Annotated in this window: 19 protein-coding genes; 6 read left to right on the forward strand and 13 right to left on the reverse strand. The window is 65.6% G+C overall.

Annotation, left to right across the window (positions count from 1 at the left end; genetic code table 11):
- Positions 1-40: 40 nt before the first annotated feature.
- A complete protein-coding gene (locus M2339_RS00290) occupies positions 41-943 on the reverse strand; it encodes a 3-keto-5-aminohexanoate cleavage protein (protein ID WP_264587893.1) in 903 nt (300 codons plus the stop codon).
- 283 nt (positions 944-1,226) lie between these two features.
- Here M2339_RS00290 and M2339_RS00295 point away from each other — a divergent pair, with 283 nt between their 5' ends.
- Together M2339_RS00295 and M2339_RS00300 are read left to right on the forward strand one after the other, a co-directional pair.
- A complete protein-coding gene (locus M2339_RS00295; protein ID WP_264571331.1) occupies positions 1,227-2,117 on the forward strand; it encodes a MarR family winged helix-turn-helix transcriptional regulator in 891 nt (296 codons plus the stop codon).
- A 307-nt stretch (positions 2,118-2,424) separates the two neighbouring features.
- Positions 2,425-4,866 carry a TonB-dependent receptor gene (locus M2339_RS00300; protein ID WP_264587892.1) on the forward strand — a complete coding sequence of 814 codons (2,442 nt, stop codon included), beginning with the start codon at positions 2,425-2,427 and terminating at the stop codon, positions 4,864-4,866.
- 196 nt (positions 4,867-5,062) lie between these two features.
- Here the strand turns inward: M2339_RS00300 and M2339_RS00305 are convergent, their stop codons facing one another.
- The 7 genes from M2339_RS00305 to M2339_RS00335 form a co-directional block, all read right to left on the reverse strand.
- On the reverse strand, positions 5,063-5,905 hold the full coding sequence (locus tag M2339_RS00305; RefSeq protein WP_264587891.1) for a c-type cytochrome domain-containing protein: 843 nt from the start codon (positions 5,903-5,905) through the stop codon (positions 5,063-5,065).
- Positions 5,906-5,947: 42 nt separating this feature from the next.
- Positions 5,948-7,552: an ankyrin repeat domain-containing protein gene (locus tag M2339_RS00310; RefSeq protein WP_264587890.1), complete on the reverse strand. Its 1,605-nt coding sequence runs from the start codon at positions 7,550-7,552 to the stop codon at positions 5,948-5,950.
- Positions 7,552-8,874 (reverse strand): DUF1552 domain-containing protein, encoded by a 1,323-nt coding sequence (locus tag M2339_RS00315; RefSeq protein ID WP_264587889.1) that lies wholly within the window; start codon positions 8,872-8,874, stop codon positions 7,552-7,554. Before M2339_RS00315 ends, M2339_RS00310 begins: the two co-directional genes overlap by 1 nt.
- Before the next feature lie 52 nt (positions 8,875-8,926).
- On the reverse strand, positions 8,927-9,784 hold the full coding sequence (locus tag M2339_RS00320) for a VOC family protein (RefSeq protein WP_264606111.1): 858 nt from the start codon (positions 9,782-9,784) through the stop codon (positions 8,927-8,929).
- Complete coding sequence (locus M2339_RS00325; RefSeq protein ID WP_264606112.1) at positions 9,784-12,204, reverse strand: DUF1592 domain-containing protein; 2,421 nt, start codon at positions 12,202-12,204, stop codon at positions 9,784-9,786. The genes M2339_RS00320 and M2339_RS00325 overlap by 1 nt, the downstream gene beginning before the upstream one ends.
- Positions 12,205-12,335: 131 nt before the next feature.
- Entirely contained in the window at positions 12,336-13,556 is a 1,221-nt protein-coding gene (locus tag M2339_RS00330) for a spinster family MFS transporter (protein WP_264606113.1), read from the reverse strand.
- A 224-nt stretch (positions 13,557-13,780) separates the two neighbouring features.
- Positions 13,781-14,650 (reverse strand): IclR family transcriptional regulator, encoded by an 870-nt coding sequence (locus M2339_RS00335; protein ID WP_264606114.1) that lies wholly within the window; start codon positions 14,648-14,650, stop codon positions 13,781-13,783.
- Between the two features lie 228 nt (positions 14,651-14,878).
- Between M2339_RS00335 and M2339_RS00340 the strand changes: the two genes are divergently transcribed.
- From M2339_RS00340 to M2339_RS00350, 3 genes are all read left to right on the forward strand, one after another.
- Entirely contained in the window at positions 14,879-15,709 is an 831-nt protein-coding gene (locus M2339_RS00340) for a hypothetical protein (protein ID WP_264573635.1), read from the forward strand.
- Between the two features lie 48 nt (positions 15,710-15,757).
- Complete coding sequence (locus tag M2339_RS00345; RefSeq protein WP_264587884.1) at positions 15,758-16,411, forward strand: YceI family protein; 654 nt, start codon at positions 15,758-15,760, stop codon at positions 16,409-16,411.
- A 119-nt stretch (positions 16,412-16,530) separates the two neighbouring features.
- Positions 16,531-18,618, forward strand: a complete 2,088-nt coding sequence (locus M2339_RS00350) for an AsmA family protein (RefSeq protein ID WP_264587883.1) — start codon at positions 16,531-16,533, stop codon at positions 18,616-18,618.
- Here the strand turns inward: M2339_RS00350 and M2339_RS00355 are convergent.
- Entirely contained in the window at positions 18,615-19,079 is a 465-nt protein-coding gene (locus M2339_RS00355; protein ID WP_264587882.1) for a hypothetical protein, read from the reverse strand. The two genes, M2339_RS00350 and M2339_RS00355, sit on opposite strands and share 4 nt — an antisense overlap.
- A gap of 99 nt (positions 19,080-19,178) precedes the next feature.
- Here M2339_RS00355 and M2339_RS00360 point away from each other — a divergent pair, with 99 nt between their 5' ends.
- Positions 19,179-19,634: a nuclear transport factor 2 family protein gene (locus M2339_RS00360; protein WP_264587881.1), complete on the forward strand. Its 456-nt coding sequence runs from the start codon at positions 19,179-19,181 to the stop codon at positions 19,632-19,634.
- A gap of 729 nt (positions 19,635-20,363) precedes the next feature.
- Here M2339_RS00360 and M2339_RS00365 read toward each other — a convergent pair.
- The 4 genes from M2339_RS00365 to M2339_RS00380 are packed head-to-tail and all read right to left on the reverse strand — an operon-like array spanning position 20,364 to position 23,385.
- The gene (locus tag M2339_RS00365) at positions 20,364-21,350 is read right to left on the reverse strand and encodes an FAD:protein FMN transferase (RefSeq protein WP_319801020.1); all 987 of its coding nucleotides are present in this window, start codon (positions 21,348-21,350) and stop codon (positions 20,364-20,366) included.
- A gap of 2 nt (positions 21,351-21,352) precedes the next feature.
- Positions 21,353-22,201: a DUF4198 domain-containing protein gene (locus M2339_RS00370; RefSeq protein WP_264587880.1), complete on the reverse strand. Its 849-nt coding sequence runs from the start codon at positions 22,199-22,201 to the stop codon at positions 21,353-21,355.
- A gap of 30 nt (positions 22,202-22,231) precedes the next feature.
- A complete protein-coding gene (locus tag M2339_RS00375) occupies positions 22,232-22,708 on the reverse strand; it encodes a DUF2271 domain-containing protein (protein ID WP_264587879.1) in 477 nt (158 codons plus the stop codon).
- 14 nt (positions 22,709-22,722) lie between these two features.
- Positions 22,723-23,385 (reverse strand): PepSY-associated TM helix domain-containing protein, encoded by a 663-nt coding sequence (locus M2339_RS00380; protein WP_413714884.1) that lies wholly within the window; start codon positions 23,383-23,385, stop codon positions 22,723-22,725.
- Positions 23,386-23,421: the final 36 nt, after the last annotated feature.

Below are 23,421 nucleotides of genomic sequence, written 5' to 3' on the forward strand. Positions count from 1 at the left end.
GGGGGGCGAAATATGTCCTTCATCCGAAGGACAGGCGGCCTCATGATTTGAGGCCGAACCTTGCCCGGGCTTCCTCGACCGTCGCGGGCTTAGCGCCATAGAGCGCCGCGATCTGCGTCGCGGCGCGCACCATGTCGGTATTGTCCCGTGCGATCGAGCCGTCCGGCATGTACAGGCTGTCTTCCAGGCCGACGCGCACAAGATCGCACCCCATGGCGATGCCCAGGGTGACGAAGCGGAACATGTCCTGCCCGGTGGCGGTGACGCCGACGATGGCCTTGGGGAAAAGCCGCAGGCCCTCATCGATCGAGAAGATCACATTGCGGGCGATGGCCGGCGTTGCCCCGAAGCCACCGCCATGGAGCAGCCACATATTGTCCCGATCACGATCGAAAATGCCCTCATTGGCATAGCGCAGCAGGCGATGGAGGGCGCTGGCTTCCACCACTTCATATTCAAGTGCCGAGCCGCGTTCATAGACCGCCTTGATCGTGCTCTTGAGCAGTTCGGGCGAATTCACATAGGGCGTTTCGCCCGGATAATTGCCGCCCGGATTGTAGAAATCCGCCGAGCCCGCGGCGATGCCGAACAAGTCCTGCGACGGCTCGATGGCGAGGATACCGAGCCGCTCCTTGTCCGATGGCCAGTGCAATTGCCCGGTCAGTTTGTCCCGGCGAACGCCAATGCCGTTGGTGGTCTGCACAAGGATCGGCGAGCGGGCACGAATTTCACGGATTGCCTCGGCATAGATCGCGGGATCACCGCTGTTCATGCCATCGGGGCCGCGTGCGTGAAAATGGACCATCGCCGCGCCCGCCTCGTAGCAACGCGCGGCCGCTTCGCCGATCTCGACCGGCTGCTTGGGCACCACCGCTCCATCGCGGTCCTGCTGCATTCCGCCGTTGATCGCGACTGTAATTATGACCTTGTTGTCAGCCAGCATTCCGCTCTTCTCCAGATGATGTCTGGAGCAATATGGAAGCGCCGCCGCGCCGTCTGTCCTTCGGATGAAGGACAGGATCAGGGCGATGAGCCGGGACCAACCAGTACGTTCGCTACCCCAGTGTCCCGCCCTGATCTCCCCGCGCTCGCGATTTCCGGTTGGCTTTGGCGCGTTTCATTGCATAACGCGCATCATGTCGCGAGAACCGGAATTATCCGCTGGCAAGGCGCCCGAGCGCACGCCTTTTGGCAGGCTGATCAACAGTCTTCTTGCGACCGCGCAAATGTCCAGCGCGCGGCAGATCGATGCCGAGCTGGATCTGGCCAATCTCGATCGGCGGTTGCTGTCCTTGATCGGTCGACGTGGCAAGGTGACCTTCACGCAGATCGCGCGCCTCTCTGGCATTCAGCGCGCGCAGATCAGTCGGTCGCTGGCACACCTGACCGCGAAGGGCCTCGTGCACCGTCCCGACGTGCGCTCCAAGGCGGAGTTCACCGAAAAGGGCCGGGCGGTCTACGAGGAGATCCTCGCGGTTGCCATTGCTCGCAATGTGGAGGTCTGCGGCGGGCTCGACGCGCCGACCCGGGACTTTTTCATCCGTGCGACCCGCTTCATGATCGACGAGGCGGCGGCGATGCTCGACGCTGAGATCCAGCTGTCCGGCGGCACGCAGGAGCCGGGGGCGGAGCGCAAGTCGGAGCGGCGCCCCAATGAGCGGAACGAGCCCGGCATCGCGGATGCGCGCGTGCATGTGATGGTTCTGCCGCCGTTGACGACGTTGGCCTCCTATCTCAACCGCACCGCCACCCTGCTGGCCAAGCGGGTCGGAGCGATTTCATCTTTTGAGGCGGATATGCTGCTGCTGATCGGCAAGAACGAGCCGATGACCCAGCTCAGCCTGACGCGCACGACGGGGGCCAGCAAGAGCCAGATCGTGCGTGCGTTGACGCGCATCGAGAGCATTGGGCTGGTCAACCGCACGAAAGTGCCGGGCCGCCGCGATATCCTGCTCGATCTTTCGGCGGAGGGGCGCGGTTTGTGGCGCCTGCTGACCACGGCAGAGGCTGATCGCGACGCGCGGTTGCTGGGGGTTCTGGAGCCGGGAGAAGAGGCCCGATATCGCGCCGTTCTCACCTTGCTGATGGAAAATGCCCGCGCGATGGCGCGCGGCTGATCAATCGATCAACCGGTCCCCGGCGATCGTTCGGCGGTATTCAAATCAACAACGGCATTTAGGCAGAAGCGCGCCGCACATATGTGTGCGACGTGGGATTTCTGGCCGTAATGCCGGTTATTTTCGGGGAACTGTTCTGGCTGTTCGGCACCTCCTCAAGTTATCTGCCTGAACGGATGATCCATTTCGTTATCAAAATCAACAAAACTCTTGTGCATCGATAATTGGCCTGCAATACCCCTCCCTGCTTCGGTCACCGGCAAGGTGCGGGGCCGGAAGCCAGAGGTTTCCATCTAGGGGAGGTTACATGCAGATCGTTCGACGGGCGCCCTTGCGGCGCAATGGATTGCTATTGGCTGGCGCCGCGTTGATAGGGGCGGGCGGCGTCTCTCCGGTTTCCGCGCAAGACGTTGATAATGACGATGAGGACAAGACCTCCGTCATCCATGACATCGTCGTCACCGCCGAGCGGCGCGCGATGAATCTGCAGGATACCCCGCTCTCGATCGTCGCCGTAAACGAAGAAATGGTGGAAGCGCGCGGCATCGAGGATCTGGAGGATCTAGCCAACCAAACGCCCAATCTCAGCATCGCCCCGCAGCGCGGCGGCAGCACATCCACCCCCTCCTTCACGATCCGCGGCATCGGCGGGGGCGGTGGTGCACTCGGCGAGCGCGGTGTGGGCCTGTATATCGACGGTATCTACATGCCGCGCACCGCCGGCTCGGTTCTCAAAGTGATCGATATCGACCGGATCGAGGTGCTGCGCGGCCCGCAGGGCACGCTGTTCGGCCGCAACTCCACGGGCGGTGCGGTGCGCTACTTCACCAAGCAGCCGCGCCTCGGCGAGACGGAAGGCTATGCGCAGGTGACGGCCGGCAATTATGATCGGGCGGATATCGTCGGCGCGATCAATATCCCCATCGGCGATACGCTGGCCGTGCGCGCGCAGGGCGCCTATCTGCATCAGGGCGGATGGGTGCAGCGCGGTACCGAGAAGAACGGCGCGTCCACGGACTATGTCGGGCGCGTGCAGGCGCGCTTCGAGCCGAACGACCGCTTTGAGGCCACATTGGGCTTCCTTTACACCGATGCCCGCTCGAACGGGTCGCCGATCGTCACCGAAGAACTCGATCTGCGACCGGGTATCGAGGGTTATATCCAAGGCAATTACGGTGATTGGCTCAACGATGCGTTCAAGGCCGTCGGCCAGGCGCCGATTGCCGCATATAATGATCCGCGCGTGGTCACCGGCGACAAATATCGCCAGCACGACATCTGCCTGCTGGACGATTTCAATCCCGACTTCGGCAAGGAATGTGAGCAGAGGAACACCTCGGTCTACTGGCAAGCCGATCTGCGCATGTCCTACGAGCTCTCCGATGATGTCACCTTGTCCTCGACGTCCGGCTTTTCGAAGCTCGATTTCAACGGGGTGATCGATTACCAGCAACTGGGCACGGAAAACCGCAAGCTCGATACCGGGTCGAAGGTCTTCTACCAGGAACTGCAGCTCAACGCAGCGCCGTTCGGCGGCGCGCTCGATTTCGTCGGCGGTCTGAATTATTTCCATGAGAAGTCGGATGAACAAGGTCTGATAATCACGCGCAAGGGTACCAGCGTCTATCCAAACAGGCCTGAAGGCAACGCCGATGGCGGACTGTTCCGTCGAGAAGATACAAGCACTACTCAGGTCGCCAACTCTTTTGGCGCATTCGTGAGCGCGACATGGCACGTCACCGACCGCCTCAATTTTACAGGCGGCCTGCGCTATGCGCATGACCGCAAGCATATCGAGTCAACCGAATATGCCTCGTCGGATTTCAAGCCGGTCGCGGGTACCACATCGACCTCCGTCGACAGTTCGCGATCCTGGCAGCAGGTCGATTATCGCGCGACCCTCGACTACAAGATCACGCCGGATATTCTCGCATATGCGACGATTTCCAAGGCGTACAAAGCGGGCCTCTACAGCTTTTCGATCATAGATAATGTTGAGGGGGCCAAGCAAAGCGGCGACGCCATTCCAACCGTGCCGCCCGAAACGGTACGCAACTACGAGATCGGCCTGCGTATGGCGCTCTTCGACAGGGCGTTCATCGTCAATCCCACCGTGTTCTACATGCAGTGGGGCAACCGGCAGTCGGCGCGCCGTGTCGTCTGCGTAACGGGGCCGGCCTGCCCGCTGGGGTTCAATCTTCAGGTCGTCGATGCCGGTGACATCGACGTTTACGGGCTTGAACTGGATAGCCGCCTGCGCGTCTCGCGCAACTTCTCGCTCGATGCCAGCGGTTCGCTGACCGGCGTCAAGCTCGATCCGGTGCGCAATGGCGGGCCCTTCCTCTTCCCGGATATCCCCCGCAAGCAATTGAGCCTGGGCGGGACGCTCAATGTGCCGGCCCAATTTGGCGAGTTCACGGTCAACATGAACTGGAGCTACACCGACGACCAGGCCACGCTGAACCTCGCAAATCCGGATTCCGCATACCAGCTCCCGGCCTACAGTCTCGTCAACGCCCGCATTCGCTTCATGCCCAAGAATGTGCCGGTGGTGATTTCGGTCTTCGCAAACAATCTGTTCGACAAGACCTATGCGACCGGTGCCACCCGTTTTGGTGGCGCCTATTTCGATAGCTTTTCAGTCAGAGCGGGCGATCCCAACGACCCGGCACTCCCGCCCCGTAACATGCTCTCGGTGGTGCGCGGAAAGCCACGCATGATCGGCGCGTCGATCCGTTACGACTTCTAACGGGGGGCGGGTGCCCCGGCACCCGCTAACAACATTGCGGCGGGCGGATCGGGTAATCGATCCGCCCGTTTTTTATGAGGCTGGGCTTGGAACGGCTGGGCGGCGGGGGCGTGGATCGGCAGGGTCCCTCATCGGCCAGCGGGATCGTTGTGAGATTTTGAAGACAAGCCGGCGGGTCTCGTCTGGCCGCTTGCGGTTAAAGGCCGAGCACCTTGGCGATCTTGGCGCGGATGTCTTCGGGCGCATTCAGCTTGCCCACGGTGCCTTCCGGCAGGGCGCCGGCCTCGATCCACCAGCCGATGACCGCAACTTCATCCGGAGTGAGCGGCGTGCGGCCGTTCTTGGGCATGAAGTCCTTGTGGTCGGCGGGCAGGGTGATGCGGCGATACAGGTCGCTGCGCTGCTTCTCGCCCGGATCGATCACCGCGCCGCTCTCGCCGCCTTCCATCAGGCTCTTGTAGGTCGCCATGGAGAGGGCGCCGCGGCGCTTGTCATCATTGTGGCAGGAGGCGCAGCGCGTCTGCAGGGTGGGGTGGACCACATCGAGGAAGATATCCGCATCGGCGACATTGGTCACCGGAGGCCGGCCACCGGGGCCAGAGCGTAGCGGGCCGGGCGCGAATTCGGTGAGGTAGGTCGGGCCGTGCGTCAGATTGCCGCCGAAATGGCCGGTGGCCACGAGCAACCCTCCGGTGATCAGGCAGGCGAGCGGCCAGCCTCGGTCATAGATTTTCGGGAATTCGCGCTGCCAGGCCCAGACCAGCAGCGCGCTGGCTGCCAGCAGCACGCCGCTCCAGCGGTGCCAGTTGACCGCCTCGCCGGTGAAGCCGGGCTCGCTCGCGTGCATATAGCCCAATGTCACCGTGAGGAAGGCACAGAGCGCGCCGATCAGCCATGTCGCCGATACGGCAGGACGCAGGGCGGCGAAGCGCGGCCAGCGCGTCGCGATCTCCAGTCCGATCGCCAGCATCAGGATGCCGATCGGCAGGTGCAGCACGAGAACGTGGAAGCGACCGAGGAAGAAGATGAAGTCCTGCACGAAAATCCCCCGAATGATGCGGTCCGCTGTGTCCGGACGATGTCAGTTGATGCCGCAGGACTGCCCGGTACGCGCGCAGACCTGCTCGATCAGCTTCATGGACTCCGGCTTCGGTTCTGCGGCGGTCGTCGCCAGGAATACGCCCTTCGCCCAGGTGTAGGGCGTGCGGCCCTCGGCATCCCGAATGTCGAAGCGCGCGCCCTTGCTCGCCAGATAGGCCAGGATCTTGTTCGATCCGCGATTGGCAGCCCCATGAACGGCGGCCAGCCCCATGGCATTCGTCGCGTTCAGATCCTGCCCGAACCGCTCGTGGCAGAGCCGCACGGCTTCGAGCAGCTTGTCCTCGCCCTCATCGAAGGTCTGGAAGAACACCCAGTTGATGCCGGCAGCGGCCATGAGCGGCGTCGTGCCGTTGTTCGTCGTGATATTGGGGTCGGCGCCCTTGCTGGCGAGCAGCTTCATGGCGTCCACATCGCCGGAGAGGGCGGCGCGCAGAAACGCCGTCTGCCCCGTGAAATCGACCCAGGACAGAGAGCCAGCCGTCAGCAGCCAGAAGCGGGTCGGCGGATAGCGCATCACCCGCGCATTGGGGTTGGCGCCCTTGTTGAGCAGCGCGCCGATGAACTTGAGCGCACGGGGACGATCCACGCCCTTCTGTTTGGCGGTGTCGGTATCCAGCTCCATGTTGCGCACGTCGACAGCGGCCCAGAGCGGCGTGCGGCCATACCAGTCTGCGGCGTTGGGGTTGGCGCCCTTGTCCAGCAGATATTGGGCGACCGGCACATTGTCATTGAGCACCGCAACGAGCAGCGGGCGCGCATCATTGGCCTCGGGCTGCTCGATCTTCGCGCCGGCCTCGACCAGCGCCTTGGCCATGTCGACCGTGCCCTCGCGCGCGGCGAGGTGGAGCGGGGTGATCTTGCCGGGCCACTCGGCGCGCGAACCCTCGGGCGGCACGCCGCCGCGCACGATGCCGTCGCCATGCGAGCCGCCGCCTTCGCCCGGCGCGCGGAACTCCGGCTTCTTGCCCAGCTTCGTGGCGGCGTTGACGTTGGCGCCGGCCTCGATGAGCGCCTGCACCGCCTCCACGCTGCCGCCGCGCACCGCCAGCATCAGCGGGGTCTGGCCATAGGCCTTGTCGGTGAAATTGGGGTTGGCGCCGGCCGCCAGCAGCGCCTTGACGTTGGCGCCGTCGCCCTCGCCTGCGGCAATCATGAGCGCGGTCTGGCCGGTGTGGGAGAGGGTGTCCACAGGCGCGCCGGCCCTGAGCAGGCGGCGCAGCACAGCGGAGGCGCCAAATTCGGCGGCCACATGCAAGGGCGTGAGGCCATATTCGTTCGTGAGGCCTGCATTGGCGCCAAGATCAAGCAGGCGGTCGACATCGTCCGCGAGGTTGCGCCGCGCCAGCCAGTGCAGCGCGGGCGTGCCGTCGGGCGAGCGCGCATCGAGATTGGCGCCGCTGTCGACCAGCTCGTACATGCGCTTGAGCTGATTGTCGCGTGCCGCCGAGGCCATCTGCACGCCCAGTTCCTGCGCCTTGGCCGGCGGCAGCACGGGGCGCTGCGGACGCAGCAGCAGGAAGGCGACAAGGGCGAGCGCCAGGAGCGCCAGGCCTGCCAGCGCGATGCGTTTGCTTGTCGTCGGCATCAGATGTCGATCGTTCCGTCGCTGTCGCCGAAGTTTTCCACCGGTGCGCCCGCCTTTTGCAGGATGGAGAGCAGCAGGTTGGAGAGCGGACGATCCTTGCCGACGCCGCCGCTGATGTGGCGCTTACCGGCGATCTTGCCCGAGCCGCCGCCTGCGAGGACGATCGGCAGAGGGCCGTGATTATGAACGTTGGAATCGCTCATCCCGCTACCCCACATCAGGATGCTGTTGTCGAGCAGCGAGCCATTGCCATCCGGCGTGCTGGCCATCTTGTCGAGCAGATAGCCGAACATGGAGATGTGATAGGCATTGAGCTGCGCCAGCCTGTCCTTATTGGCCGGCACGTTGCTGTGGTGCGAGAGCGGATGGAAGCTCTCCATCACGCCGCTGCCCGGGTAGATGCGATTGCTGTTCTCGACGGCCAGCATCAATGTGGAAATGCGGGTCAGCTCCGTCTGCCACGCCAGCACCTGCAGATCGAACATCATCTTGATGTGCGTCTCGAAATCCTCGGGAATGCCGATTGGCTTTTCCGGCACCACGATATCGTGGCTGGTCTGTGCCTGGGTCAGTTCCAGCCGCCGTTCGACCTCGCGCACATCGGTCAGATACTGGTCGAGCCGCCGCCGGTCCTCGGCCGGCAGATCGGCTGAGAGCTTGCGCGTCTGGTCGGTTACCGTGTCCAGCATGCTGCGCGATTCACTCCAGATCGCGGCGCGTTCCTCCGGCGTGCCACCGGCGCCGAACAGGCGCTCGAACAGCAGTTGTGGGTTGCGCTGGATCGGCAGCGGCGTGTTGGCGTCCTGCCAGCTGATCGTATCGCGATAGGCGCAGCTCCACCCTTCGCCGCAGATTGCCGAGGGCTCCTCGATGCCGAGTTCGAGCGAGGGCAGGGGCGTATCCTGGCCGAGATGCTTGGCGGCGACCTGATCCGCCGTCATGCCGAGCTTGTTTACATTCTTCGTCATCGCCGTGCCGGAGAGGTAGACGGCGGACGAACTGCTGTGATTGGCCGCAGCCGAGGCATCCTGCGTGTAGGCGAGCGGCAGCGTCAGATCGCTGATGACATTGATCTTGTCGTGAAAGGCCGCCAGCGGGCGCAGCGTGGGCGACAGTTCGAAGCCGGCGCCCAGCGTCGCCGGGCGGAACCTGTCCATCACCGCGCCATGGGGCACATAGAAGAAGCCGAGCCGCGTCCGCGCCGGTGGCAGCCCGGACGATGCGGCGGGTATCATCGATTCCAGGAAGGGGAGCGCAAGACAGGCGCCGGCCCCGCGAAGCACGGTCCGGCGCGAAAGCGATTTGCGGGTAAGGTAGGTCATCGACGTCTCCAGACCTCAGAGCCAAGCGGAAAAGGCGGGGCGAGCCGGCGCATCAGCCGGCCATCTTCATCGTGAGCGGCAAACCATTGGGATCGAGCAGCCGCAGCGTGCCCGGCGCGGAAGGCAGGATTACCGCCCCCATCTGGGCGAGGGCGGCGGCCACCTTGCCGCTGTCGAAGCGGCGGCAACTCACCGTCCAGTCATCCACGGCCGGCTTCTCCCGGCCCACCGTCTGGCGGATGGCGATGGGCGTGTTCGCCGCGGCGAACCAGCGCTGGCCCGGCACCGGAGATCGCATCTCCTTGAAGAAGAGCGACATGAACTTGCCGGTCGCAGCGAGATCGCTGACGCGCAGCAGGATGCTCTCCATCTTGAGCGGCGTGACGAGAGGCGCGCCCTCCACGATGTTGCCGGCCGGCACCGTCGTGCTGGCGAGGCCGGCCGGCTCTTCCAGCAATTGCAGGCCGATGTGATCGGGATCGTAGACGATGCCGCGCATCGCCGGGGCCAGCCCTTCACGCTCGAGGCGCGCATCCATTGCCTTGCGGTCGTATTTCTGCAGCAGCACGCAATAATGGTCGATCGCAGGATCGGGCGCGGTGGCGCGCGATCCCAAGGCGATATAGCCCTTGCCCAGCACGACATAATAACGCAGCGGCGGGTCGGCCTCCTTGTGGACGGCCGGATTGAACAGCCGGCCATAGAATTGCGCGGCCTTCGTCACGTCTGGCACCAGCATGCCGATATGTTCCAGACCCGTGGTGCGCAGCGGCAGTTCGTCACCGCGCAGGGCATCCGCGGCCAGCGCCACACCCGACGAGAGAGCCAGCGAAAGCAGCGAGCCGGCTGCGATCACGCTGCGCCGGTCGAATATGCCCGCGCCCTCGCCTGAAAAATCATCGCCGTTCATCACTTCTTTCTCCCAATCATGGCGGGCGGCTGCCGGCTGGTGTTCCAGGTCAACTGGCTGGGCGACACCCGCAGCCGATCCTTCTGGCTGCCGGCGGGCATCCGGAACTGCCGGCTGGTGACGACGCCGCGCAGGATCGTCTGGAAGCGATCGCCATTGCCGGCGCTGGTCCGGGCGATCCTGCGTACTTCCGGCATGTCGGCAAAGGTAAGTTCGCGGCCGATGGCGAAGGTCATCAGCTTCTCGATGAAGGTGTGGGTGAAGGCGTCCGAGCGGGCGAGGATGGCGTTGCGCAGATCGCGCGGGCCATTGATCTTGGTGCCGTCGGACATCACGCCGGAGGCATCGACGGGGAAGGCGCCGTCCCGCGTCCGCCACTGGCCGACCAGATCGTAATTCTCCAACGCCAGGCCGATGGGGTCCATCATATTATGGCAGGAGGCGCACACCTTGTTCTCGCGATGCACGGCAAGGCGCTGGCGCAGGCTCGTCGCCTCGGCATTCGCGTCGAGATTGGTCTCGACGCCGGGCGGCGGCGGCGGCGGCTTCACGCCGAGGATGTTCTCCAGCACCCAGGCGCCGCGAATGACCGGCGAGGTTCTGTTGGCGACGGAGGTGACGGTGAGGATCGCGCCCTGCCCGAGCAGGCCACGGCGCACGCTGTCCTTGGGCAGGCTGACCTTGCGGAAATAGTCGCCGCGCACGCCGCTAATGCCATAATGCTGGGCCAGCCGCTCGTTGACGAACGTGTAGTCGGCATCGAGCAGATCGCGGATCGGGCGGTTCCGCAGCATCACATAGCGAACGAGGCCCTTGGTCTCATTCTCGAAGGCGACGCGCAGATTGTCGTCAAACGCCGGGCTCTCGCGCTGGACCGAGCGCAATTCGCGCAGATGCAGCCACTGGGTCGCGAAATTGTCGACCAGCGCTTCCGCCCTGGGGTCGGCAAGCATGCGGTTGACCTGCTGGTCCAGCACAGCCGGGTCGCTGAGCTTGTTCTGCGCAGCCAGATCGAGCAATTGCTGGTCGGGGATGCTGCTCCACAGGAAGAAGGAGAGGCGCGAGGCGAGGTCGAGATCGCTGATTGCGAACTTGTCCTTCGCGACCGGCTGCTCGAACCGGTAAATGAAGCGGGGATCGACGAGAATGTAGGAGAGGCCTGCGCGCACGCCGTCCTCGAACGTGCCTTGCGCCCGGCCCGCATCATACATCTTCATGATCGCGTCCACCTCGCCGCCCATCGGCTTGAGCGGACGGCGGAAGGCAAGGCTGCCGAGACGCGTCAGGATCGCGCGGGCGCAGGGCTTTTCCTCCATCCAGCTCTTCGGGCGGCAGGAGAAGACCGTGGCGCGTGGCGCGCTGCGGCCCGGCCCCTGCGTCGTGAATGGCCCGTTGACCGCGACGTTGAGGACGAGGCCCTTGGTCAGATAATTGGCATAGATGTCGTTCACGCCCGCGCCGGCGACCTCATCGAGCAGCGCCGCCGTGATCGTTCGCTGCCCGGCGCCCAGCTTCACGCGCACCTTGTCGCCTTTGCCCAGCGCGACCCGGCGGCCATCGATGGTGAGGTTGACGGCCGGCATGGGGGCCGGCGCCCGGCGCCCGGCGATGAACCCGCCGGTGCTGGTGCGCACGCTGATCTCGTAAGTGCCGTCCACCGGGAAGAAATGGTTGACCCGCATCCCGCCCCGCGTGCCGAGCGGCAGTCCTTCCAGATGCTTGGTCTGCACGAGTTTGCCGGGCGCGTTGTAAACAGTCCGCGTCAGTTCGAGCGTTGAAGCGCCCGTGGCGATGCTGCTGATCTTGAGCCCGGCGTTGAGATAGCCCTGAATGAGCGCCGGGGAGGTGGTCAGTACGCTGGAGATATTGTCGAACCCGCCGGTCGCGGCATCGGGCGGCAGGAAGTCCGCCGGATTGATCTCCAGCCCGATGAGATCGCGCACGGCATTGGCATATTCTGTTCTGTTCAGGCGGCGCAGGTTCGCCGAGGGGAGTGGCGCGGGCGTGGAATCGAGCCGGTCGGTCAATTCGCCCAGAAACGAGGCCAGTTCGCCCGCCTCGGGCCGAGGGCTGTTGAGCGGCGGCATGGCGCCTGCGCTCACCTTGCGCACCACCTTTTCCCAGATGGCCGCATTCTTGCCGGTATGGTCGAAGTCCATCCCCTCGAAGGAGAGGCCAGCCACGCGCTCCTCCGAATCATGGCAGGACATGCAGTATTTGCCGATCATCGGGTGCGGCGCATTCTCCGCCACGGCAGTCGGCTCGTCGCCCTGCACAGGAAAGGCAGCGCCGAGCGCGGCCAGATAGACTGCGCCCGCCGCAAGAATCACAGCAGCGCCCTGGCGTGATCCGCCGAACCGGGCTGCCTCTCCTGCCATCGCGCTCATTCTCTTGCGCGCCGTTTCAGAAATCCCCTTCATGAGTCTCGGTGTACAAAATCAATTTTCTTTTGTCACGCGATGAAGGCAGGATTTCTAATATATGGAAGGACGGCGCGGCGGCGTTGAGCAGCGAACACGATTTCCGAAATCAACTCGTCGCGCAGTGCTGCTCAACCCTCCTCATTCGCGGTGCGCACGTAGAGGCGCGAGGCTTGCCAGAAGCAGGCGCCGGCACAGAGCGGCGTGATCGCGATGAGCAGCAGGGAATAGCGGATGGCGGACTGGCCGAAGTCCGCCGCCAGCACATCGTTGAGAATGCCGACCGCCGTCGGGCCAATGATGTTGCCGACGAGGCCGCCGCCCAGCAGCAGCATCGCGATGGCCAGCGCGCGCTGGTCGGGCGCTACCACATTGACGACGGCGGCGTAGATCGGCCCCTGATGCAGCAGGGTGAAGAAGCTGGCGCCGGCAAAGCCCAGCACCCAGATCGCGGTCTCCTCGCCGAGCAGAAACAGCAGTTCCGCGGGGCCGATCGCCAGGCAGGCGAGCGCCGGAATGCCGACCCGCCAGCGCAACTGGCTCTTACGCAGCCTATCGACCAGCAGGCCGCCCAGGAGAATGCCCGCCGCGCCGAGAAAACCGCGTGAGGGGCCGATGATCGTCGCCGCTTCCGCCATGGTCAGGCCGTGGACGCGCTGGAAGAAGGTCGGCGTCCAGGAGCCGGTCGCCCAGATGTTGGACCCCATGAACGTCATGCCGAGCAGCATCCAAGCATAGCAGCGGTTGGCCAGCAGAGCGCGCACGTCGGTTTTGATTGCGGCAATCGGCGAGCGGTTGTGCGCCGGCCGAGCAGCAGTGCGGGCCGGCTCGCGGACCGTGAGCCGAAAGACCAGCGCTGCCACGATGCCCGGCACGCCGGCGGCAATGAACATGGCGCGCCAGCCATAGGTTTCCGCGATCCAGCCGGCGACCGGGAACAGCACGATGTGCGAGATGGTCGCCGCGACCCCGTAGATCGCCAAGGCCAGCGGGCGCCTTGTGGGGTGAAACAGGTCAGCAATCATCGAATTGGCCGGCGCCGTGCTGCTGGCCTCGCCCGCGCCCAGGCAGAAACGCGCGAAAGCGAGCTGCCAGATGTTGGTGACCCAGCCGGTTGCGAGCGTGACGGCGCTCCAGAAGGCGAGGCCGATGGAGATGATCGTGCTGCGATTGAGCCGGTCGGCCGCCCACGCGATGGGCAGGCCCATCAGCGAATAGATCACGATGAACGCGACGCCCGAAACCAGCCCGAGCGCGGTGTCGGAAACGCCCATCTCCGCCTTGATCGCCGGTAAGGCGAGCCCGAGCAGGGACCGGTCCAGATAGTTGAAGATGGAGACGACCATCAGCATTGCGAATGGCCAGGTCGATTGCCAGGGCCAGGGCGCCCTTTGTTCCTTGGGCAGAGAGGATGGGGCGGCCGCGCTCTCCCGGCCGATGGGCAGCGGCTCAGTAATCGGGCGCACGACGCTTGCCCCGTAATCCGCCAATATGTGTCACCCCGCCTCTCCCCCTTGCGCACTGTGTGCAGCTTTGCCTGCCAGACAGGGGTGGGCGCGCCATGGCGTCAATCCTCTCAATGGACATCGGGCCGCAATTCCGGAATGTGGAAGGAATGGGCGCGCCCTGTGCTGTCGGCGGCGCGGCCTGCGAAGCTGTTCGCGGCCCTCACCACGTCACGGACGAGATCGGTATCGCGCGCCGCGTGGAAGCGGGGCAGGGGCATCACGACGCCGAGCGAGCCGATTAGCCGTCCCGCGCCGTCGAAAACCGGCGCCGCGACCCCGGCGAGGCCAAGCTCCTCATCCAGATTGCGCGCGACGCCCTCGTCGCGGATTCGCCGCATCTGCTCGAGAAACTGCGCGCGCTTTGCCGGCGGTCTGCCCGCGATGGGGCTGCGGGTGATGGACCGGAAGATGGCTTCGCTCTCGCCCGGTGGCAGGCTGGCGAGAATGGCCTGGCCGAGCGATCCCCAGGGCAATTCGATCTCGATGCCTTCTTCCAGCGCCGGGCAATGGTCGCAGGCGGCATTGGCCACAGCGGCGACCACGGCGCGGCGCCGAACCGGGGCATAGAGGCACAGCACGGCCGTCTCCGACCATTTGCGCACCAGCCCGGCAAGCAGCGGCCGCGCGCTGCGCACCGGATCGAATTGTGCCATCAGCTGCGATGCCAGCCGCGTGAGTTCGCGCCCGGTGCGGTAGGTCTGGCCATCGCCGCGCTCGACGATGCCTTCGGTGAGCAGGGGGCGCAGCAGGCGGTGGACGGAACTGAGCGGCAGGCCCGACCGCTCCGCAAGCTCGCCGAGCGTGAACTGCTCGCTGCCCTCGATCACCAGCCTGAGGAGATAGATGACTCGCTCTGCCGAGCCGCGCGGGCTGGTCATTCCGCGTGCATCCAGGCGGCGCGCGAGGTTGGTGCGTGCGCCCGGTGCTGCGTAACCCATGGACATGAAAATGCCGCGCCGATCCGGCCCCGGCTTTGCGTGCCGCCCATCATTCCCCTCCATTGCGCGTGCTATTCGGATAGCACTGTCAATCAGCACCTGTCAGTTTTCCGATTGACGGAAAAACGCAGTGCAACGTCATGATCCAGATACAAATCTGTTCGCAAATCCGTCAATGGAGTTCACAAAGTCAATTGAAAAGTCTCGGGGCAGACGGGGAGGGATCACATGCAGTCGGGAGCAGCGGAGGATATTGTCGGCGGAATCGGGCGGCGTGCGTTCATCGCCTCGCTGGGCGGTGCGGCGGCTGTTGCGGCGATGAGCGCGGAGGCCAAGGCCGATGCGCTGGAACATGCCCTGGCGGATAATCTTGGTCCGGTGGGGCGCACCTTCCCCACCGTCGCGCAGGTCGATGCGCAGATCCCCACGCGCCACTACCGGCGGGGTGTCGGCAATGTCTTCATCGCCGAGCAGGGGACTGTCGACGTGTTGGCGCCCATGCCGGAAAAGCCCAAGCTCGCCGATTTCATTCGCCTGCGCTTTCAGAGCACGTCTAACCACTGCCTGCAGAGCGCCACGCAGGCGCGCAAGCGCAATATGGATGAGGATATCGTCTTCGCCTGCCTCGTCCATGATCTGTCGATGGCAATGATGCGCGCGAATCATGGCTTCTGGAGTGCGCAGCTTTTCGAGCCCTATGTCTCCGAGAAGGTCGCCTTCGCCATCCGGCACCATGCCGCGCTGCGCTTCTTCCCGGACGCGGAGACGGGCTACACCTATCCCGATATCTATCGCGAGATGTTCGGCGAGGATTATGTTCCGCCGCCGCATGTGCAGCGGGAGTTCGCGATGGTCCGCAAGCACCGCTGGTACATGGCGGCCCGCCTTGTGACCGTGAACGATCTCTACGCCTTCGATCCCAATGCGCAGGTCTCTCTGGACCCGTTCGAGGATGTGATCGGCCGCCATTTCCGTCAGCCCGCAGAGGGCCTCGGCTTCGACAGCAGTCCGAGCGCCCATATGTGGCGGACCTTGTTCAATCCGGATTCGCCGCTCTGAGCGCCCGATATCCGCACGCCTTTTCTTGACTGGTTGGAGGACCGTGGAATGATGAAAAGAACGAAGATCGCTCTGGCGACCGCATTGGTGGCTCTGCCGGCCATTCTTGTCGTGGCGCCGCTGGCCGCGCAGAATGAGGCGCAATTGCCCGGGCAGAAGGATGTCAGCCGGGTCGCAGCCGGCACCTACAAGGCCGATGCCGGCCACACGCTCGTCGGCTGGCGCGCCAACCACTTCGGCTTCAACGACTATTTCGGCATTTTTGGGGACATCACCGGCACACTGGAGATCGATCCGGCCAAGCTCTCCGCCGCGAAGGTGGATGTGTCCATTCCGGTCGCGCGCGTGGTGACGGCCAGTGCTGGCCTCAACGGCCATTTGCTGCGCGCCGGCAAGGATGGCGGCAAACCGGACTTTTTCGGCCCAGATCCGGCGCCCGCGCGCTTCGTCTCCACCAGCGTCGTCGCGACGAGCGCCACCGCCGCGAAGATCACCGGCGACCTGACGCTTAATGGCGTGACCAGGCCGGTTGTGCTGCAGGCAGAGTTCACCGGAGCGGGCAAGCATCCCTATAACGGCAAGGCGACGCTCGGCTTTGAGGCGACGGCGGCGATCAAGCGGTCGGACTTCGGCATGACCTATGCGATCCCCATCGTCTCCGACCAGGTCGAACTGACGATCAGCGCGGCCTTCGAGAAGTAGGTCGCGCCAGCGCTCAGCGGCGGTTCAGCTTGCCGGTGCTAGTGCGGCGGCATGAACTCCGGGGATGAGCGTGGGGCGGCCGCAGCGCTGACGATCCGGCGCGCCAGTGCAGGCGCGCCGTGACCGCACCCCCGCACCTGCCGCCCTCTGGCGATCCTCGCCCTGCCGTTCCGCAGGCCGCCCGCCGGCGCCGCCCGCTGCTTTGGGTCGCGCTGGCTGTGCCGCTGCTCGGCTGGGCGGGGCTGGCCGCCGGTCTTGGCACCACGCTGCTGCGCGAGCCGATCGAGCGCCGGGCGAGCGCCGCGCTGGGCCGTGCCGTCGCGATCGATGGCGATGTCCGCCTGCTGGTGACGCCTTTCTCCCTGCAACTGGCTGCGGACGATGTGCGCATCGCCAATGCCGGTTGGGCGCAGGCGCCCGATCTGCTCAATGTCCGCGCTCTGACGGCGCGCTTCTCCACATTCGATCTGCTGATCGGGCGCTCCGGCCCGCGTGCGCTCGGATTGCGCGGCGGCACGCTTGATCTGGAGCGGCAGGCGAGTACGGGCTCCGCCAATTGGAAACTCGGCGGCAAGGACGGTCTGTTTGCCGTCGCAGGCGTGCAGCGGGTGGACGCGGACGATGTCGTACTGCGTTATCGGGACGAGCGTGACGGGATCGAGAGCTGGCTCAAGCTGGTCGGCAGCGGTCCGGGCGCGGTGCGTTTCGCCGGGCGAGCCAGCCTTGCCGGTGATGCCTTCCACATGAATGGCTCCAGCAACTCCGCCGAAGGGCAACCGTTCCGCTTTGCCCTGCGCGCAGGCTCGGAGACACTGGACCTGCGGCTGGAAGGGGAAAGCGACAGTCCGTTCCGGCTGGCCGGGGCGGACCTGCGCGTAGCAGCGCGCGGGCCCGACCTTGCGGCGCTGGCGGCACTGGCCCGCATCGATCTTCCGGCGGCGCCCTCCTTTTCGCTGACGGCCCGGCTCGCGCAGCGGCGTGGCGGCTGGCATTTCAGTCGCATCGCAGGGCAGCTTGGCGAGACCGATCTCAGCGGCAGCCTGACGCTCGATCAACGCGGCGCTCGTCCCCGTATCGTGGCCTCTCTGGCGTCTAATGCCCTGCATTTGGCGGACGGCATGGCTGTGTTGGGGCTGCGCGCGGCGACGTCCCCATTCGATAGCGAAGGCCCTCAGCTCGTCGCTTCATTGCTGCCGGATGCCACCCTGTCTCCCGAGGCGCTGCGCAGTTTCGATGCCGTGGTCGACTATAAGGCCGAGCAGATCGAGGGCGTCGGGGACGCGGCCTCCGCGCTCAAGCCCGCGCATCTCGCCATGCGGCTCGCGCTGATCGATGGGCGGTTCATGCTGTCGCCGGCCAGTGTCGATCTCGCCGGCGGGTTCGTCTCATCGGATATCTACATTGATGCCCGATCCGGCCCGGCGCTTGCCCGCTATGATATTCGCCTCTCGCCGACGCCGATGGGGCCGCTGCTGACCGGTTGGGGCCTCGCCCCGCGCGAGACGACGGCGCTGGCGCGCGGGCGCATCCAACTGAGCGGGCGCGGCGAGACCCTGCGCGAGACGCTCGGTCATGCCGACGGCCGCATCGCCCTGGTGCTGCCGGCCGGGCGCGTGGGCATCGCGCGGGCAAGCGCCTCGGAGCTGGATATGACCAATCTGCGTGCTGCGATGTTCGGCACGCGTAGCGGCAACGGGGTGGATTCGGCGGGAGGCATATTCTGGGGCCTCGGTCAGCGCCTCGGGATCGGCGGCGATAAGGCGGCGGTAGATGACGCGACCCACCTCAATTGCGGGCTGATCGCCTTTTCGGTGCGCGACGGGCTGGCGACGGCCGACCCGATCCTGATCGATACCGATGGTCATGTCGTCACCGGGCGCGGCGAGTTCGATCTGCGCGGCGAGCGGCTCGATCTGCGCTTGCAGGCGCAGGGCAAGAGCCGCGAATGGTTCGGTCGCCCCTCGCCGATCCTGATCGGCGGCACGCTGGCCACGCCGACCGTGCTGCGCGAGCCGGTCGACCTGTTCCGGCCCCAGCGCCTGTTCGGCTTGTCCATGATGCTGCCGGATGTGCGGGCCATCTTCGGTTTTGTCGACCCGGACGAAGCGCAGGCGCCGGCTTGCGGGACGCTGCTGCGCGGCGGAGCGACGGCCGACGCGGCGGCGGCTGGACCGGCGCCGAAGCCTGCGGAACTGGCCTTGCGCTAAGCGGGCGGGGCGGCTTCGGCGTGGCGCCGGTCCGCCAGCCAGAGCGACAGGCCGGTCAGGCCGTGCAACAGAACGATCATCGTGAGCAGGAAGAAGGTGGCGCTGACAAAGCGCGGGAGGAGCAAGAACTCGACCGCGCATAAAAGGAACACCGCCATGGTGAGCAGCAGATTGGCGATGGAGGATGCCCCGCGCCGCGTCGATCGCACCACCTCGACCAGCAGGAAGACGATCGTGAGCAGCAACAGCATGTCACCCCAGTTCAGCATCAGCATTACGCCTGAGAGCATGGGCAGCGTGAAGGCCTCGCCCCGCATCACGGCGGCCAGCGCCGGCTCGGTCTGATCCGGCTGCGGCGCGCCGGCGAACAGCGCCACCAGATTGTAGATCAGCACCGGAATGAGCAGCAACGGGAAGCTGTTGAGCAGGTCTACGGCCCGGCGATTGTTGCGGTCGTCCATGCGGTCTCTCCCTCAGGCTCGCCAGCATGGGACTTTTGCGGCACAAAGGCCAGAGCCGCCGGCACTGGACGCACGGGCGGAATGGAGAGGGGAGAGAGCATGAGGATTTTTGCGCGTATTCCGGCCATCGCGGCGCTGTTAATTGCCATGACCATGGTCACCAGCTTGGGGCATGCGCAGGTCGCGGCCTCGGCCGAGGCGCAGCAGGCGATGCTCGCCAGCCCGGACCCAAAGCTCGCCGCCAACAAGAAGCTCGTTTACGACATGTATCGCCATATCGTGCAGGGTGGCCATGCCGATCTGGTCGAGCGCTTCTTCACGCCGGAATATATCCAGCATAATCCCAATGTCGCCTCGGGCCGGGATGCGCTGGCGGCCTTCCTGCGCGGCTCACGCCCCGCCCGCCCGATTTCGCCGACTATCACGCTGCCGATCATCAGGATCGTAGCAGAGGGCGATTATGTGCTGGTGATGAGCGAGCGTCCGATGAAGGACGAGGCGGGCAAGCCCTATGTCACGAGCTGGTTCGATGTGTACCGGATCGAAAACGCCTGATCGCCGAACATTGGGACCCGGCACTCAAAAGCGCGGCGATGCTGAAGTTTGATCCCAATGAGATGGGGAAGTGAGCTGTCGTGTGGTTATGACGTCGGCTCCACGGCAAAACATCGCGCCATGCTAGGAGCGGCCGATCTTACGCCGGGGACGACGGTACGGACTGGCACGTCATCCTGGTTCCGGCGACTGTCACGACCGCTCTTTCTTCCGCTTCCATGGGCGTCACGATTGACTGGCCTTTCCACGTGAAGGTGAAATCGAGTGGACCTTCGAGGCGGCAAATGGCGCCCTTACCTTGCGTTGCGCACATGTTGGTCAGTCGCTTGTAATCTTCGACAGTCGCTGGCTCGACAGGACTCACGCTGAGTCCAGTGCTGACGGTTCCGCCAAAAATGAAACGTTGGCCGAAGTTTGCCGCATTGGCCGTCCATGTCGTCAATCCATCCGGCGAGGCGGGCTTGTCCACGCCGATATTGGCTGCAAGTCGGGCACAAAAATCCCCTTGGTGAGCATCGCGAGATTGCGCTGCTCCCGCACTTGCCAAGAGGAGCAGAGCGCCGACCCTCAAGCCTGAGTTCCCCATCCTGGCACCTTTCCACCTCATGTCATGCCACTGGAGCTTCGACAGAATGACGGGCGGTGCGTCAAGACAGTATCGGTGAAGGAGCGGCGCGCGGATGGGCCCCCGAGCGCCAGTCAATGCGGCGTAGGCGCTCGCAGAGTGTCTTAATCTGCCAGCATCTCCGCCAGCGCAGGGCTGATCCATTCACGGGTCGTCGCGCCGTCCTGGGCGAGCATGTGGACGGCCAGACCCTCGCGGATCGCTAGCGCGGCGCCAGCGTGGAGTCCGAGCACGGTGAGCGCGCTGGCCCAGGCGTCGGCATCCATGGCGCGGGCGTGGAGGACGCTAACCGAGGCGACGCCGTTCTCCACCCGCCGCCCGGTGCGCGGATCGAGCGTGTGGGCGCCGCGCACATAATTGCCGGAGGTCGCGACGGCCAGTTGATGCAGGGCGATGCGGATCGGCCGGGCGCGCATGGACGGCGGAATTTCAAGGTCGACCCACCACGGGTCGCCATCCGGACGCATCCCGCGGCCCACCAGTTCGCCGCCCACCTCGACAAGGCAATGCGCCACGCCGCGCTCGGCCAGCAGGTCCGCCACGGCATCGACGGCATAGCCCTTGGCGATGCCGGAGAGGTCCAGCCAGAGGCCGCCCGGCTGACGCAACCGGCGGGTCGTGGGCTCGAACGCGAGGCGTCGCCAGCCCGATTGGGCTAGCGCCTGCGCAAGGGCTTCGTCCGTCGGTTTGCTTTGCATGGGGTTTGGCCCCAGCCCATAGAGCTCCGTCAAGCGCCCGATGGCCGGATCGAACGCGCCGTCGGTACGCTCGGCAAGAGCGAGGCCGGTCGCCATCACGGCGGCAAAGTCGGCGGACAAGGTGGTCCACTGCCCAGCGGGCGCCGCGCCGAAGCAGCTGAGGGCGGAATCCGGCGCCCAATGGCTCATATCCGCCACGATGGCATCGAGCCGTGCCTGCACATCCTCCTTGAGCGCATCGGCATCCACGTTGCGCGGGGCGCAGAAGCGCACCCGCCAGATGGTGCCCATGGTTTCACCGCCAATCTCCCGCACCGGCGCGCCCGGGTCGATCCCGGCGAGGGCGCCGGACTGGATCGGGGGCACGACGATGCGCGGGACGGCGCCGAGCATGGTCAGGGTGCCATCACTTCCAGCGTGGCGGTGTAGCTCATCCGCCGCGCCGTGACGCGCGGGGTCGCCGGCTTGTCGTCGCTCAGCGAGGCATTGAGCCAGATCATGCCCGCCATCGGCCAGTTCACCGCGGCCACGCCGTCGGCATCGGTCGTTACCTCGAACACGCCTTCATTATCGCGATAGCGCTTGCCGCCCGGCACCAGCGTGACCTTGAGGCCAGCCGCCGGTTGACCATCGACCAGGAAGCGCAGCTTGGCCGGCTCATCCTGTACCAGCTCGGCCGGATGAGTGATCGGCACCATTTCGAGGCCCTTGCCCAGCGGCTTGATGGCGCTCGGCTCGCCCTTGGTGGCGAAGAACTCGTTGCGGCCGCTGGTTTCGGTCAGCTTGAGGTCAGTCGCATTGGCCGGAATCTCTGCGACGCTGCTCACCTGATTGGCGGGAGCCTGTGCGCCCGGTGCTGGCGGCGGTCCGCGCCGTCCACCCAGGCGCCACTCCACGCCATCGACCTTGAACGTGCCCATCACGCCCGATTGCGCGCTGCCGATGCGCCAGGTGCCCGGCTGGTCGAGCTGCACGTCGAACACGGAGCGATAGCGCCCGGTTGCGGCATTCTTGATCTCCGCCTCGCTGCCGTCTGGGCGCCATGCTTTCACGCTGTCGAGCCGCATGGCATTATGATCGGCATAAAAGAGGTCGTTGGAGCTGGCCGCATCCACCGTCACCCACGGGTCTTCGCCCGAGAAGATGGTGCCGGAGGGGAGCAGCCACTGGCGGTGAGCATTGGCGGGCATCGCCGTGGCAGCGATCAACGCGGCGGCGGCAAGCAGAGCGGTCTTGATGCGCATGGGGTCGTGGCCTTTCGGGTCTTGGAAAGCTCAGCGAGCGGAAATGGTGATGGCGCCCAATTCGGACTTGCCGGTGGCGGAACCGCCCTTGGCGGGCACCTGCAGCGGAATGGAGACGATCTCGCGGCCGCCGGTCTCGCGCGCGGCTTCCACGTAGAGCGTATACTGGCCCGGCTTGAGCGTGGCGGGCAGGGCGATCTTGTGGGTGCCCGGTGCGCGGGTGGCGCTGCTCACGCCATCGGCGGGCAGCTTGAGGCTGCGGCCGCCCTTCCGCCACCAGGTGCGCAGATCGGAGAGCCACTTCGTGCCAGGCTCGCGGCCCTGCAGCTTGACGTCATACCAGACAAAGATGGTCTGCGCGCCGCCGCCGCCGGTCGGCTCGACCCATGCCGCGACATAGGGGCGGTGATATTCGGCGACATTGAGGCGGGGAATGGTCACGCTGATCGTGCCGGCCGTGGCAGGCGTGGCGACGAGACCGGCAAGGACGAGGGAAGTCTTCTTCATGGGAGAGCGGGTCCTCAGTGAATGAACAGCAGGGCGATGACGAGCGGGATGAGCAGCCCCAGCCCGACCAGCGGCCAGGTAGAGGGCCGGTGCCGGGCGTGAAGCTGGAGCAGCAGCAGGCCGGTGAGGGTGAAGACGATGCAGGCGACAGCGAAGATGTCGATGAACCAGCTCCACATGCCGCCGGTGTTGCGGCCCTTGTGCAGATCGTTGAAGTAGGAAATCCAGCCGCGATCGGTGCGCTCGGCCGTCACGGCGCCGGTCGCGCGATCGATGGTGATCCACGCATCGCTGCCGGGGCCGGGCAGGGCGACATAGACCTCCTCGTCCGACCATTCCGCCGCGCGTCCGGTCGCGTCGAGTGAGACCGCCTCACCCAGATGCGCCGCGACCGGCGCGGGGAGCGGCGCTTCCGCTGAGGCAGGCGTCGCCTCGATCTGGGCGAGCAGGGCGGGCGGCAAGGTGGCCGTGCGCTCCTCGACCTTCGGCGCGGCGCCGATGGAGTCGGCGTGGTTGAGCGTGATGCCGGTGATGGCGAACAGCATCATGCCGATCAGCGAGATCGCCGCGCTGATCCAGTGCCAGCTATGCAATTGCTTGAGCCAGAAGGCGCGCGCCTTGCGCTTGCCCGGGGCCTTCTGCGCGGGCCGTGCGGCGCTGGAGGGAGATGCCAACACGGACGCCCCGCGCGCGATGGCTGCCGCCCCGCCGGC

This window comes from Sphingobium sp. B2D3C (assembly GCF_025961835.1).
In the GTDB taxonomy this organism is placed as follows: domain Bacteria; phylum Pseudomonadota; class Alphaproteobacteria; order Sphingomonadales; family Sphingomonadaceae; genus Sphingobium.

Bases quoted from the DNA above. Each gene is read 5' to 3' on its own strand.
- M2339_RS00290 (WP_264587893.1), bottom strand. From the start codon at position 943: ATGCTGGCTGACAACAAGGTCATAATTACAGTCGCGATCAACGGCGGA.
- M2339_RS00295 (WP_264571331.1), top strand. From the start codon at position 1,227: ATGTCCAGCGCGCGGCAGATCGATGCCGAGCTGGATCTGGCCAATCTC.
- M2339_RS00300 (WP_264587892.1), top strand. From the start codon at position 2,425: ATGCAGATCGTTCGACGGGCGCCCTTGCGGCGCAATGGATTGCTATTG.
- M2339_RS00310 (WP_264587890.1), bottom strand. From the start codon at position 7,552: ATGCCGACGACAAGCAAACGCATCGCGCTGGCAGGCCTGGCGCTCCTG.
- M2339_RS00315 (WP_264587889.1), bottom strand. From the start codon at position 8,874: ATGACCTACCTTACCCGCAAATCGCTTTCGCGCCGGACCGTGCTTCGC.
- M2339_RS00320 (WP_264606111.1), bottom strand. From the start codon at position 9,784: ATGAACGGCGATGATTTTTCAGGCGAGGGCGCGGGCATATTCGACCGG.
- M2339_RS00325 (WP_264606112.1), bottom strand. From the start codon at position 12,204: ATGAAGGGGATTTCTGAAACGGCGCGCAAGAGAATGAGCGCGATGGCA.
- M2339_RS00330 (WP_264606113.1), bottom strand. From the start codon at position 13,556: ATGCTGATGGTCGTCTCCATCTTCAACTATCTGGACCGGTCCCTGCTC.
- M2339_RS00335 (WP_264606114.1), bottom strand. From the start codon at position 14,650: ATGGGTTACGCAGCACCGGGCGCACGCACCAACCTCGCGCGCCGCCTG.
- M2339_RS00340 (WP_264573635.1), top strand. From the start codon at position 14,879: ATGCAGTCGGGAGCAGCGGAGGATATTGTCGGCGGAATCGGGCGGCGT.
- M2339_RS00345 (WP_264587884.1), top strand. From the start codon at position 15,758: ATGATGAAAAGAACGAAGATCGCTCTGGCGACCGCATTGGTGGCTCTG.
- M2339_RS00355 (WP_264587882.1), bottom strand. From the start codon at position 19,079: ATGGACGACCGCAACAATCGCCGGGCCGTAGACCTGCTCAACAGCTTC.
- M2339_RS00360 (WP_264587881.1), top strand. From the start codon at position 19,179: ATGAGGATTTTTGCGCGTATTCCGGCCATCGCGGCGCTGTTAATTGCC.
- M2339_RS00365 (WP_319801020.1), bottom strand. From the start codon at position 21,350: ATGCTCGGCGCCGTCCCGCGCATCGTCGTGCCCCCGATCCAGTCCGGC.
- M2339_RS00370 (WP_264587880.1), bottom strand. From the start codon at position 22,201: ATGCGCATCAAGACCGCTCTGCTTGCCGCCGCCGCGTTGATCGCTGCC.
- M2339_RS00375 (WP_264587879.1), bottom strand. From the start codon at position 22,708: ATGAAGAAGACTTCCCTCGTCCTTGCCGGTCTCGTCGCCACGCCTGCC.